Annotated in this window: 9 protein-coding genes; 6 read left to right on the top strand and 3 right to left on the bottom strand. The window is 58.6% G+C overall.

Translation table 11 applies throughout. The annotated features are described in order from the left end of the window. Positions 1 to 349: 349 nt before the first annotated feature. Together FBR45_RS21145 and FBR45_RS21140 are read left to right on the top strand one after the other, a co-directional pair. Complete coding sequence (locus tag FBR45_RS21145; protein ID WP_138506028.1) at positions 350 to 1,198, top strand: ThuA domain-containing protein; 849 nt, start codon at positions 350 to 352, stop codon at positions 1,196 to 1,198. Between the two features lie 317 nt (positions 1,199 to 1,515). Continuing rightward, complete coding sequence (locus FBR45_RS21140; RefSeq protein ID WP_138506025.1) at positions 1,516 to 2,529, top strand: zinc-binding alcohol dehydrogenase family protein; 1,014 nt, start codon at positions 1,516 to 1,518, stop codon at positions 2,527 to 2,529. A 216-nt stretch (positions 2,530 to 2,745) separates the two neighbouring features. On the opposite strand, the gene FBR45_RS21135 is transcribed toward FBR45_RS21140, so the two are convergent. The 3 genes from FBR45_RS21135 to FBR45_RS21125 form a co-directional block, all read right to left on the bottom strand. Further along, positions 2,746 to 4,104, bottom strand: a complete 1,359-nt coding sequence (locus FBR45_RS21135) for a hypothetical protein (RefSeq protein WP_138506023.1) — start codon at positions 4,102 to 4,104, stop codon at positions 2,746 to 2,748. 261 nt (positions 4,105 to 4,365) lie between these two features. Beyond that, the gene (locus tag FBR45_RS21130; protein ID WP_138506021.1) at positions 4,366 to 6,447 is read right to left on the bottom strand and encodes a helix-hairpin-helix domain-containing protein; all 2,082 of its coding nucleotides are present in this window, start codon (positions 6,445 to 6,447) and stop codon (positions 4,366 to 4,368) included. 69 nt (positions 6,448 to 6,516) lie between these two features. After that, the gene (locus tag FBR45_RS21125; RefSeq protein ID WP_138506019.1) at positions 6,517 to 7,785 is read right to left on the bottom strand and encodes a hypothetical protein; all 1,269 of its coding nucleotides are present in this window, start codon (positions 7,783 to 7,785) and stop codon (positions 6,517 to 6,519) included. A 257-nt stretch (positions 7,786 to 8,042) separates the two neighbouring features. Here FBR45_RS21125 and FBR45_RS21120 point away from each other — a divergent pair, with 257 nt between their 5' ends. The 4 genes from FBR45_RS21120 (at position 8,043) to FBR45_RS21105 (ending at position 13,077) form a co-directional block, all read left to right on the top strand. After that, positions 8,043 to 8,666, top strand: coding sequence for a thymidine kinase (locus FBR45_RS21120; protein ID WP_138506017.1), 624 nt, complete (start codon positions 8,043 to 8,045; stop codon positions 8,664 to 8,666). Then, positions 8,647 to 10,950: a type IX secretion system anionic LPS delivery protein PorZ gene (gene porZ, locus FBR45_RS21115; protein ID WP_138506015.1), complete on the top strand. Its 2,304-nt coding sequence runs from the start codon at positions 8,647 to 8,649 to the stop codon at positions 10,948 to 10,950. The genes FBR45_RS21120 and porZ overlap by 20 nt, the downstream gene beginning before the upstream one ends. A gap of 90 nt (positions 10,951 to 11,040) precedes the next feature. Continuing rightward, entirely contained in the window at positions 11,041 to 12,024 is a 984-nt protein-coding gene (locus tag FBR45_RS21110) for a phosphotransferase (protein ID WP_138506013.1), read from the top strand. Between the two features lie 69 nt (positions 12,025 to 12,093). Further along, entirely contained in the window at positions 12,094 to 13,077 is a 984-nt protein-coding gene (locus FBR45_RS21105) for a nucleoside hydrolase (RefSeq protein WP_138506011.1), read from the top strand. Position 13,078 lies beyond the last annotated feature (1 nt).

The following is a 13,078-nucleotide window of genomic DNA, read 5'->3' as shown; positions in this document are numbered from 1 at the left end:
CTTCTGTAGTCGGTTGGTTTTACGGGTCATTTTGGTAGCTTTATGCAGGTGACTTGGAAAGTGAATTTCAGGATTGCACCCAACAAAACGAGGGCGTCAAGGCTTCCACTTCGTTCCAGCCAGCGCCCGTCGTTTGCGTTAGGCGTATTAGGTCTTGTATTCGTGTCACACTCTTATTTCAAGCTAAAATCTACGCGTTAATAAGATAATAACGAAATCTACTACAACGAGTAGGATACTCAGCGGCTAACCAGCTGGTAACCTGATTAATATAGGATAATAGGTTCGTGAATTCAGGTTGGTGTCGATATATTTGGGTGTTGTATTCACTTAACCCCAGCCGACTTGTATGAAAAAAATAGCGAAACTAATCCTGTATGGCCTGTTTGGCCTGATTGTGCTGCTGGTGGCGTCGGCGGGGCTATTCATCTACAAGGTTAAAAACGGGTTTCCCGTCAGCTACGAAACCGAACACCCTACCATCCATTTCCCGGCTAACCAACCGGCGGTGCTGCTGTTTTCGAAAACAACCGGCTATCGGCATGGCGAATCCATCGATGCGTCGAAACCGGTGTTTCGGCAACTGGCCAAACGCAACGGCTGGTTCGTCTACGAAACCGAAGAAGGGGGCGTTTTCAACCCCGATCAGCTGAAGCAGTTCAGGGCCGTTGTGTTCAACAACTCGACCGGGCGGGTGCTGAACGACGAGCAGCAGCAGGCCCTTAGTCAGTACGTCGAAGCGGGGGGCGCCCTGCTGGGAATTCACGGCTCCGGCGACGATTCGCACCACTGGCCCTGGTACGAAAACAACCTGCTGGGTGCCCAATTTTCGCACCACCCCCTAAACCCGCAGCTCCAGCCCGCCACCGTACAGGTCGACACCACCGCCGACTCGACCCTGACGCGGCAGCTTCCCCCAGCCTGGACACATACCGACGAGTGGTACGTGTTTTTCAGCCAGCCCCAGGGCGTTCAGGTCGTCTCGTACATCGACGGCGACAAGATCGTGGCCAACGGAAACGTGCTGTTCGTTACCGATAAAAACTTCGGCATGGGTAGCTACCATCCGGTGGCCTGGTACCGAATCGTTGGGCAGGGAAAAACCTTTTATACCTCCATGGGCCACCACGCTCCCGTCTGGCAGAACGCCCAGTTTGTCCGGCTCCTGGAAAACGCCCTCCGCTGGGCCATCGACTGAGGGCTAGTCTCCTCTTTCTACACAATCTCCCGAACTCTATACTCCAGCTAACCTTCGGGGGCTGGGGGTAAAATCCGGTGGTTCTACCATCGCCAGACAAGCGCTCAGGGGCCGGGCTGTTTGGGTCGTGCTATTGTGTCGCCCCCTGGTTCGGCAGGGCTGTTTCATGGGATTGGGCGCTGATGCAAATTTTTTTCGGCAAAAAAATGGTTATCCAACCGTAATCACCGTTGCCAAACCGCAGCGGGCCGGCCAGGCAGCGACCCGGTAGCCCGCCCCGGTGCTTATGGCGACCAATGCACTCAATCTGAATACTTATGAAAGCAGTAGGGTTTACGACCTCGCTCGCCATTACAGAGCCAGCGAGCTTTATGGATGTCGACATTGAAAAACCGGTTCCGGCCGGGCATGACCTGCTGGTAAAGGTCAGCGCCGTATCGGTCAATCCGGTCGATTTTAAAATCCGGCAAAACTCGGCCAAAAACACCGTGCTCGATCAGCCCAAAATCATCGGCTGGGATGCGGTGGGCGTTGTAGAGGCCGTGGGTAGCGACGTGAGCCTCTTCAGCGTGGGCGATGCCGTCTATTACGCCGGCGACATTACCCGGCCGGGCAGCAACGCCGACTACCAGCTGATCGACGAGCGGATCGTAGGCCGCAAACCGGCTACCCTTTCGACCGAAGCCGCAGCCGCCATACCGCTGACGGCGCTGACCGCCTGGGAAATCTTCTTCGACCGGATGCGGCTGTCGGCCGATCGTGACCGGGACAAAACGCTCCTGATCATTGGCGGGGCCGGGGGTGTGGGTTCCATTGCGATTCAGCTTGCCAAAAAGCTGCTGGGTCTGCACGTAATAGCCACCGCATCGCGCCCCGAAACCATCGACTGGTGCCGCCAGATGGGTGCCGATCAGGTCGTCAATCACCGCAACCTGGTGGAGGAAGTCCGGAAGGCCGGTGTTCAGCAGGTCGACTACATTGTCGACTTTGTGGATACCAACGCCTATTGGGATGCGATGGCCGAGCTGATCAAACCGCAGGGTCATATTGCGTCCATTACGGGCAGCGCCACCCCCGTTGTGCTGAACAAGCTCAAGAGCAAAAGCGTCAGTTTTTCGTGGGAGCTGATGTTCACCCGCTCTACCTACCAGACCGACGACATGATTGAGCAGCACCACATCCTGAACCGGGTAGCCGACCTGCTCGACGAAGGGGTTTTGCAAACGACAGTTACCCAGACCCTGCAGGGCCTGACGGCCGATACGCTGAAGCAGGCCCACGCACAGCTCGAATCAGGAACAACGATCGGAAAGCTGGTAATCTCGTTCTGAGCCAGCCCGGATCAATCCGTACAAAAGCCTGTCGGAGCCGCATCAGAACTGACTGGCGATAAAACCTATCGCGCTGCAGGTTGCCATCGCGGCTTTCCGGTGCTATAGCTTCTGTCATCCTCGCTGTTTGTCCTGCTGACGAAGGAAACATCTCGATTACATATCCTCAGGGTGCTTCCTTTGTCAGCAGGACAAAAACAGCGGTGGTGCATCTCCTTAATCCTCCGGCACGTACCAGAAGGGGATGGTGACCAGCTCTTCGGCTTTGGCGAGCGAGTCGGGCTGAATAGCAACGCGCAGGTTGTTTTTACCGATTTTAAGGTTGCCGGGAATCAGTACCGTCTGCCAGCCGCGCTGCTCCCGCGGGCCGCGTTTGGTAAAGAGCAAATCGGGACGGGTGTAGAGCGAGTCGTTGACGGAAATGCGCATGAGCCGGTTGATCTGCTGGCTGCTCCAGTCGGCAAAAAGCCGGTATCGTTCGGTTCGTGGCAGGGTGTCGCTCCAGTCAGGCTGGGCAGACAGCCGGGTCAGCAGGGTATCCAGCGCTTTAGGGTACGCAATAAACAGCCGGATGTAGGGCTCGCGGATCACGTCGGCCTGGATGGCGGCTGCATCGATATAATCGGCTTCGGCACGCTGGTTATCATAGGCGGTCGGTTCCAGGTACAGACTATCGACCCGGGCCGTGTAGAGGTGCCGCCGGTTCAGGGTCGACACCCGCCGATCCATACGCGACAGGTCCGCTGTAAACTCCACCAGAATCAACGCCATAAAAACAACGATCATCACCCCGATCGCCCAGATGATTTTTTTGTAGGGCAGATGGCTATAAAACGTATTGGTGATGAAGGCAAACGGCTTGTGCATGCCCCAGTAAAAAAACCTGTTGAGCGCCCTGAACCGATAGTGCGCTATAACGCCAGCCGGATGCGCTCTTACCTGGGGTATACTCAACAAAAAGCCGATCAGGATAAAAAGCCCAGTCAGCAGGCCGCCCCCCATCTTGACATACTGCCAGGCTTCGGCTGACAGCAGTGGTCGCAGCACCGAGTGAACGACCAGAATGAACAGGTAGGCGGATGCCATCAGAACCAGGCTGATTACGAATAGGAAAGCTACCGCAAAAACGATGTTACAGCGCTGGTCGAGCCGCAGGATGTACCGGTCGAGCGAACCGAATTCGTCGGCCATTTTTTTCTGCGCATACGGCGTTGTAAACGGAATCCGGTCATAATGAACGCCGGTCGGGTATACGGCCAGCAGACCAACCAGCCCCACCCAGAGTGCCCGCATCACGAAGTTGGTTAGGAATGCCAGGAACAGCACATAACAGGTTACCTTCATCATGCTGTAGGCCAGCGAAGGAAAGATCGTATAAAAACCGGCCGTCTGACTCATGAAGTTGTACCGGATGTAATCGAAGAACTGATCGAGCAGGTCGGGCAGTTGCAGCATCGCAAACAGGGCGGCACCGGAAATAACGAGTTCAAGATTCCAGCTCTGGGTGGTCAGTTCGCGCAGTTTTTCCTGCTGATCGGGCGGAAGGGCGGGTTCGGGTGTAGTCGGTTCGGTCACGGCGGTTGAGCTGGGTATCTTGCCGAAAGTAGCGAAAAAGTCAAAGTCTATGATCTTTGACGAGTATTATCCCCTTTTTTTATTGTGAATCGGTGTACGGACAGTCCCGCCCCTATTGGGGTATCGTTTACTGAATTGGCAATAGGCTATTGACAGCCCCCCTCCAGGGCTCGGGGTGCTACGATCGACCCAAACGACCGTTGACATCGGCCGCTGTTAACAAAACCGCTGAACCCGCATGGCTTCGATCGTGACCGACGATTAAAAACGCCAGCGGGCCTGGACTTTGACTTCGGTTTTGTGGGGCGCGTCGATCTGGTCGAGGTCGGAGCCTACGGTGGTCTGGTTCGTGAGGTCGGTGCGGGCCCAGCGAAGCCACAGGTCCAGATGACGGCTCAGGTTGTACTGTACCAGCAGGTAATGCCGGATACCCCGGTTAAAATAGGCCGGAAACGAAAACGCGTACAGCACATCGCGCTCGTATACATACTGCCGACTGTCGTAATCATCGGTACCGAAAAGAGCCACCCGTCCGCTTAGACTCAAGCGCCGACGCTCATACTGCACATCCTGCACCAGCGCGAACCCGTTCGATCTGGCGCGACCCGCGTAGGCAAAGCTCCCCTGCTGAACGCGCGACCGCAGGGTCAGGCCCCGCGCCAGGGTGTATTCAGCGTTCAGAGCCAAGCTCCGGCGCGTAGTCCGCACCACCTCGTCGGACTTGCTGCCGGGCAGGTTCTTTTCTTTTCGCTCGTCGTGAAAAACGGCATAGAACGTGGTCTGCCGGTTGGGCGTGTACCGTATGTGCACCAGGTAATCGAAACCCGACGACGGCGTATCGACCAGGTACTTCAGCCACGGAAACCGATACGCGTCGACGAAGCCGCTCACGGCCAGCTTCCGGTAGATGGTGTATTTCAACCCCGTATACAGGCCCGTTTCGTTCTGGCTGCGGCTGCTTTCGCTGAACGCGTTAGCGTAAAAACTGTGAAAATTACGGTCATAATGCCGCAGTACCACGGCTAGATCGAGCTGTTTGGTCAGGCTGGCCAGCGCCCCCCCAACGGCGCCCGTCCCCCCGCTGTTGGTCTGCGAGCCGCTACTCCGGGCCACTTCACCAAAAAAATTCCAGTTGTTCCAGACATAGCCGCCGTGCAGGCCGATGACCCGATTGGTTGTGCCAGTGAATTCGTAGCGGTTATACGGCAGGTTACGCTTCCGAAAAAACAGATCGTAGGTGGTAGACAAGGCCGTCAGCCCCAGTTGCAGCTGATGGCGGTTGTGATAGAGCAGGTGCAGACCCACGTTCGTTTCGAGCAGGCGCCCCTGATCGTCCCGTTCCGAAGGGGTTCGGTGCAGCCCCGACGTTTGCAGCGAGGTAGCAATGAGTTCGTCGGCGGTGCTGCCTGCCGTGGTGTTGGCGTCGCGCCGGTTTCGGGCGGCCAGCAGGGTCAGGTCAAGCCGGGGATGCAGGGCGTAGGTCGCCGTGGCGCCCCGGAAGTAGCCGTACTCGGTTAGCGAGGTGTAGGGCCGGGTTCCCAGCGTCGGGCGTCGAACCGTCTGCACCGTTTCGGCACTCTTGCCCAGCACGAATCCCGCCGACAGAACCAGCCCCTGCCCGATCTGCATCTGGTAATCGCCGAGCGTTATGTTGCGCCAGCGGCCCCGGTTCTGGAGCTGCAGATGGAAAGAAACGTAATCCAGCCCGTGCCGACGCGACGCGGGTTGCCAGCCCAGTATCTCGCCGGGGTCTTTCTCAACGGTCAGGCCGAAGCTGAACGCGCGCGGCCGGCTGTAGCGATACCGGGCGAACCACTGCCCCGGGCTACCCAGATAGCGCGTGGGCAGGCTTCCGTTTTTGTTGGGCGTAGCCGCCGAAAACCCTTTTTGCGGCTCCAGTAGCTGCTCGAAGCGCAGCAGCATGTAATGGTCGGTCGGCGTGGGCATGGCCCCCAGCAGGCGCGGGCCGTCCGCCACCGTCACGAACGGCAGCAGCCGACGAATGCTGGGCAGGTCGAAGCCCGGAACGGCCTGCAGCTCGTAAATAGACAGCAGGTCACCGACGTCGGTGCGGTACGAAATCAGGCTGGTTAGCTGGCGTTCGGAAAGCAGGTAGGTAGCGGCCAGCTCGTCGCGGGTGGCGGTATTCAGATCGAGGGGGCTGGCATAGAGCTGGGTCAGCACATCGAACACCGACTGATAATCGATGCCTTCGGTCTGTACGGGAAAGAGATCCTGCAAAAACTGGCTGATGTCGCCGTTGGTCCGGTCAGGGGGCGGCTGAGCTGCGGCCCGGCCAGCTACGAACCAGCAGCAGGCTGCGAACAGAATGAAAGGCTTCAAGGTACGGCGTCGTGATTCGTGGGGCGATGCTGCTAGTCAGCCTACTCCGACGAATCACGACGCGGCCCGTCACGCAAACCGGCGCTTGAGAATTTCGACCAGCTCGCTCACCTCGTCGCTGCTCATGTCCCATAGGTACTGCGAGGCATAGCGGTACGAGATCAAATCGAGCGCCTGCCCGTAGTTGTCGAGCGAGTCGATTTCTTCGATAGCCTGGTTATAGGCGTTGGTATTGCTGTTGAATAGCTGGTTGATAAACCGAAATTTCTGGTTCAGCGAGATGCTCCGCGCCACGCTCTCGATCGGCGCCCGGTTAAACGTCTCGGCCACGGTTACCGGCTCCGCTACCGCCGTTTCGCGCAGGGTCTGGTTCAGCGACGGAGTCTGCCCGGCCGGGTCCTCGGTGCGGCCCGACAAACCGATATCGGTCGAGGAAGGCTCAGACAGGGCGCCGGTTTGCAGCTGCGACGGGTAGGCCGTTGGGGCAACAGGCTCAGGGCCGCTCACATCGCCCAGAAACATGGACCCACCCGACGATGACTCATCGACCGCCACCGGAGCGGGGGTCGGATCGGGCTGCGGGGCGGTAGCAGGCGCCACGTCGGCCGGCACCGCATCGGGCGGCACCATGGGCGCGGGGGGCAGGGCCGACTCGGTGGCCGCGTCGAAGAACGAACGGGCCGGAGCCGCCGGAAATCCATCGGGTACGTGGCTCCGGAGCAGGGCCGCCACATCCATTGGCACTTTCTCGGAAAAGAGCGCCACAAACTTATCGTAGTGCTCCAGCTCGTGCCCCCGCTGCGTCAGTGCTTCATCGAGGTACGTCAGGGCCTGGTTTACGTAAATGAACGGCTTCCCGTTCATCCGCTGCGCCAGATAGGCCGGCACAAACTGGTTGATTTTCGTATATCGGTTAATTTGTTTGATGGCCGAGGCCGTCAGGGTAAATTCGGGCTGGCTCCGCAGCAGATCATCGAAATAAGCCCGCGGGTCGAAAATCATAATGATCGTCCGGCGAACAGCATCGGCCAGGAGCGGCTCCAGGTGTTCGCGCCGAACGGAAATATGCTGCGACACCACATTCATGAAATGCTGCAAAGCCTCCTGCACCTCCACGTGGGAGAAGTCGAAATAAGGGCTGCGAAACTTCTCCGCATCGGCCTGCCATTTATCCGACAAGGCACTGACCACAAACAAATTGATCTGGCTGATAGGCGTCAGGGACAGAATCTGCTGGCCGCTGATGGTTGAATGCTGCTGGTAAAAATCGGCCGCAATCCGACGGGCGTAGGACTTGCTGTACTCGGTAAGAGCGTTCGTATTAAACTTGTTCGACATCAGTAAAATCCTTTGCTTTGTAAATATATCCTTTTCAAAGCTACTGTGCTTTGTGTTTGTAAATAAATCAAAAAAAGCGGCCTGCGAGCGAGATTTTAGCCACTGGCATGGCACAAGCAACGGCTCCGGCAAAACCGCCGGCCGCACCTGCCTGGGAACAAAAACCAGTGAATAATCCTGACGCATACGCAAGTCCTTTTTGATTAACGCCTGGAGGCCGGCACCCGCCTGCCGGCTCCGACACCAATTGATGCAACATGTTCATTGAGCCCACTCGACGTCGTGAACCACCCCATCTCCGAACGGGCTGGATCGAAGTAATCTGCGGTTCCATGTTTTCGGGTAAGACCGAAGAACTGATCCGACGGCTGAACCGCGCCCACATCGCCAAACTGAATGTTCGCATTTTTAAACCGGCTTTGGACACGCGCTATCACGAAGACAACATCGTATCACACTCTGCGTTGAGTATTCCGTCCACTCCGGTGCAAACAGCGGGCCAAATTCTGGCGCTAGCCGGTTCCTGTGACGTAGTCGGTATCGATGAGGCACAGTTTTTCGATAAAGAAATCGTTGAGGTATGTACCACACTGGCCAATCAGGGGCAACGCGTTATTATTGCGGGCCTCGACATGGACTTTGCCGGAAATCCCTTTGGCTGTATGCCGCAGCTGATGGGTGTTGCCGAGTTTGTCACGAAAGTTCATGCCATTTGCGTAGTCTGCGGTGACATTGCGCAATATTCGTACCGATTGGTGCCATCGCAGGAGCGGGTGCTGCTGGGCGAGACCGATAGCTACGAGGCCCGGTGCCGACGCTGCTTCAACCTCGGCGACAAAGCCGGGCGGAAAGAGTGGGTGTATGAAGACGATAACGACTAGCCAGCCACCGGCCTATTTTCTGGATAACCCGGTATGCAGCCGACGGTGGGCCAGACTGCTGGCGGCCGTCGGCTGGCTGCTTTTCGCGGGTAGCGTTACGGCTCCGGCCTTCGCCCAGCTGGGGACCTGGCGTTCGCACGTCAGTTACCTGCCGGGCCAGTCGGTCGCCGTAGCGGGCAACCGGGTGTACGCGGCCACGCAGAACGGCTTTTTCTCTCTCGACAAAACAACCAACGAAACTCAAATTCTGGGTAAACAGCAGGGGCTGAGCGATGTGGGTATTGCGCGGCTGCTGTACCTGCCCGACCAGAACCGGCTTTTTATTGCGTATCGAAGTGGCCTCATCGACCTGCTCTCGCTCTCGGCCACCGGCGAACCGGGGTCCGTACAGACCATCGATATTATTGCCACGGCGCCTAACCTGCCAGCTTCCCGCGCCATCAACCACATCAACCGCATCGGTACCAATGCGTACCTGAGCACCGACTTTGGCCTGGTGGTTTTCGATCTGGCCCGGAATGAGATTCGGGATACCTACTTCAGCCTGCGCCCCAACGGCTCGCCCCTGCCCATTTTTCAGACGGCAGCCACTACCGACAGCCTTTTTGCACTGACAGCACCGCTGCAACCGTTCGAAACCGGCCGACGCCTGCGGGCCATCCGGTTTGCCCCCACCGTCAACCTGGCCGACCCGGCCAACTGGCGGGCGGTTCCCGAACCCGATACGCGTATCGAAACCATTGTGAGCGCCCAGAACCGGCTGTCGGCCGCCGTACCTGGTCAGGGTATTCTGGAGCGGCAGTTGGGTCGGTGGGTACTGACCCAGGCGCTGAGCAGCCCGGTAGTGCGGCAGTTTGCGGGTACAACCGGCGTGGCGGTAGCGACCAGCCAGTCCGTCACGGTGCCGGGGGCAGGCGTTTTTGCGGGAACGTTACTGGCAAACCCGCGCGAGCTGGTAGTGGATGGGTCCCGCATCTGGGTAGCCGACGGCCAGAACGGCCTCCTGTCGGGTAACGCCGGCGCGTTTACTCCGATTACCCCCGAAGGCCCCACCCGCGACGTATTCGCCCAGCTGTATACCTACCCGAATCTGCTCATCGCCTTACCGGCGGGCCCGCAGGAAGGAACAACGCTGGCCAGCGGTCAGCCTGCGGCCGAGGCCTATGCCGTACCCGCCGACCGCTGGCTGCAGCTGAGTGCTGCCAATCTGAGCCGTGGTTTCAACTCGGCCGCGTACCTGCCCGCCGAGCAGCGACTGTTTCTGGGCAGTTTCGGGGGCGGCCTCTGGAGCCAGACGGCGGAGCAAGCCCTTGCAGCCGTTACCCTGCCGACCTCGGTCGGGTCGTTTATCAGCAGTCTGGCAACCGACCGCGACGGGAATCTGTGGATCAGCACGGCTGGCTTTAACACCCAGCTGGCTACACTGCACGTGCGCCGGAGCGATGGCCAGTTTCAGTCGTTTCCGGCCGTTAACCAGACCAATATCGCGCAGGTCGTACCCGACGACAATGGGTTCGTGTGGCTCCGGCTCGACGGTGGCTTCGGCCTGCTGGTCTTCGATCCGCAAACAAACCGGACCCGGTCGCTGACCACCCTGCGCAACGAAGGCGGTTTGCTGTCGGGCAGCATCCAGACCCTCGTCAAAGACCGCAACGGGGCCATCTGGGTCGGTACAGATATAGGCCCTACCGTATTCGACAATCCGGCCGGTGCCTTCGATCCGGTAGTTAACGCCCAGCCGCCCCTGCTCAACGGTCGGCGGCTGCTGACCAACGAGGTCGTTACGGCGATGGCGGTCGATGGCGGCAACCGAAAATGGATCGGTACGCGCAGCGGCCTGTACCGGGTAGCCCCCGACGGGTCACAGTTGCTCGACACGTTTACTGCCCGGAACAGCCCCCTCCCCAGCACGGCCATTCAGGCGCTGGCAATCGAATCTGCCGGCGGCAGCGTATATATCCAAACCGCCAACGGCCTGATCTCGTATCGCGGCCCGGCTACCGAACCCGCCGAAACGCTCAGTGCCCTGACCATCTTCCCCAATCCGGTACGGCCCGACTTTACCGGCACGGTCGGTATCAACGGCCTGACCGATAACGCCACGGTGAAGATTCTGGACGCCGGGGGCCAGCTGGTTTACGAAACACGCTCGCAGGGCGGTACGGCAACCTGGAACCTGCGCGACTACCGCGGCCGAACGGCCCAGACAGGCATCTATCTGGTCGTTGTCGTCAGCGCCAACGGCACCGAAGGACTGGCCGGCAAGCTGGCCGTTGTGCGGTAGAACTTTGTCGTTGGTTTCGGGTTACATGCTTCGGGCCGGACGCTCAGCGCGTGACTCCCTGCGAAACCATCGGTCTGAACAGAAAAAAATATGCATCTGGACGCACAACAACCCCATGCCATACAGGACTACCTGCGCCGACGCGGCTGGCTCGATACCGCCGAGGTCGTTTCGTCGGCGGAGAAACCGGGCGAGGGAAATATGAACTACACCCTGCGGATCACCACCCCGCTGCGGACGCTCATCATCAAGCAATCGAGGGGATACGTCGAAAAATACCCGACTATTGCGGCCCCGGCCGACCGGGCTATCATCGAAGGTCGTTTCTACCAGAAAGCGCAGGCCGTTCCGATGCTGGCCGAGCGGATGCCGCAGCTGCTGGGTATGGACGAAGAAAACAACATACTGGTGCTGGAAGACCTCGGCACCGCTACCGACTACACCTTTCTGTACCAGCCCTGCCGTCAGCTCGATGAAGCCGATGCCCGGGCCCTGACCGGCTACCTGTCGGTGCTGCACAGCCAGTTCTCGACCGATGTGCCCGATCCGGCGTTTGCCAACCGCGACATGCGGGCGCTTAACCACGAGCATATCTTCAACTACCCGTTCCTGGCCGACAACGGGTTCGACCTCGATACCGTTCAGCCGGGTTTGCAGGCGCTCGCTGCACCTTACAAAAACGATACCGATCTGAAACGACGCGTCGGGCAACTGGGTGCGGTGTACAAGGCCGATGGGCGGGCGCTGCTGCACGGCGACTACTACCCCGGCAGCTGGCTCCAGACCACGGATGGCGTTAAGGTGATTGATCCGGAGTTCTGTTTTTACGGGCCTCCCGAATTCGATCTGGGCATCATGATCGCCCACCTGATGATGGCCGAACAACCGGCTACGGTGCTCAATACCATTCTGTCGTCGTATGAGAAACCAAATGGTTTCGACGATACCCTGCGCCAGCAGTTTACGGGCGTTGAAATTATGCGTCGGCTGATTGGGCTGGCCCAGCTACCGCTCAGTTTGTCGCTGGAGGCCAAGCGCAATCTGCTCGACGACGCCCATTCTCTGCTCCGCTGATTGTTCTCTTACTGCTATTCCCGCCATCGGCCGGAGGGTGGCTTTTTCTCTTTTTCGACTGTCGTTTACATGCGTTCATTTTTTTTCTGCCTGCTGCTCACCTCGTTTTCGGCCCTGGCCCAGCCAGCTGCCAAACCCCGCCGGATCTGGCTCGACACCGACATCATGATCGGGATGAAAGACAAAACCGCCCGCGAAGTCGACGATGCCATTGCGCTCATCATGGCCCTGCAACACCCCGATAAGGTAGAACTGGTAGGAATCAGCACCGTTACCTATGCCGACTATGCCTATGCCGTAACCCAGAAACTGCTGGGCTGGTACAACCAGACCGGCCGTACTATTCCAGTCTATAAAGGGTCCGATACGGCTAAGGATGCGGGCGTCGAGAATGACGCCACCCGGGCCATGGCTAAGGCTCTCCGGGCCGAAAAAATGCCGATTCTGGCCATCGGCCCCGTTACCAACGTCGCTACGCTGGTTAAAAACCATCCGGAACTGATTCCGCAGATCGAAGAGGTGGTTGTTTGTGCGGCCCGGACGCCCGGTCTGCCGTTCAAACCCGGTCTGGGAAAGCTGAGCGTGGGTGATTATAACTTCGAAACCGACCCCGAATCGTTCCGGATTCTGTTCGAGTCAGGGGTAAAGGTCGTGCTGTCGGGGTATGAGTGCAGCGTTTATACGTTCCTGGGCAAAACCGACATCGACTTTCTAAACAACAAACACACCGCCGACAAGTGGGTCTACGACCAGCTCCGGCCCTGGCAGCTGTTTAACCAGCAGCTCTTCGGCGTTGATGGATTTGTTCCGTGGGATACGACTCCGCTCGGTTACCTGACTCATCCCAATTACTTCAACTACTACCGCGATATTCCGGTCCGGATCAATACCCGGGCCAACGACACCGGCGAGGCCGGTACCAAACCGTATCTGGAGGTGTCGTACGACTACCGCGACACCAAATGGCGGGCCACCTACGCCTACAAAACCCTGCCCGGCTTCGAAGAAATCGTTATCGACGATCTGAAGAAGGCATCGGCCCGGCAACGCTAGA

Origin of the sequence: Spirosoma lacussanchae (assembly GCF_005870035.1) — a bacterium.
Classification (GTDB): Bacteria; Bacteroidota; Bacteroidia; order Cytophagales; family Spirosomataceae; genus Spirosoma; species Spirosoma lacussanchae.
Note: the sequence above shows the minus strand (reverse complement) of the source record. Positions and strands in the feature narration are given on the sequence as shown.

What these genes read in the sequence shown, in the direction of transcription:
- FBR45_RS21145 (WP_138506028.1), top strand. Translation starts at nt 350, where the DNA reads ATGAAAAAAATAGCGAAACTAATCCTGTATGGCCTGTTTGGCCTGATT.
- FBR45_RS21140 (WP_138506025.1), top strand. Translation starts at nt 1,516, where the DNA reads ATGAAAGCAGTAGGGTTTACGACCTCGCTCGCCATTACAGAGCCAGCG.
- FBR45_RS21125 (WP_138506019.1), bottom strand. Translation starts at nt 7,785, where the DNA reads ATGTCGAACAAGTTTAATACGAACGCTCTTACCGAGTACAGCAAGTCC.
- FBR45_RS21120 (WP_138506017.1), top strand. Translation starts at nt 8,043, where the DNA reads ATGTTCATTGAGCCCACTCGACGTCGTGAACCACCCCATCTCCGAACG.
- porZ (WP_138506015.1), top strand. Translation starts at nt 8,647, where the DNA reads ATGAAGACGATAACGACTAGCCAGCCACCGGCCTATTTTCTGGATAAC.
- FBR45_RS21110 (WP_138506013.1), top strand. Translation starts at nt 11,041, where the DNA reads ATGCATCTGGACGCACAACAACCCCATGCCATACAGGACTACCTGCGC.
- FBR45_RS21105 (WP_138506011.1), top strand. Translation starts at nt 12,094, where the DNA reads ATGCGTTCATTTTTTTTCTGCCTGCTGCTCACCTCGTTTTCGGCCCTG.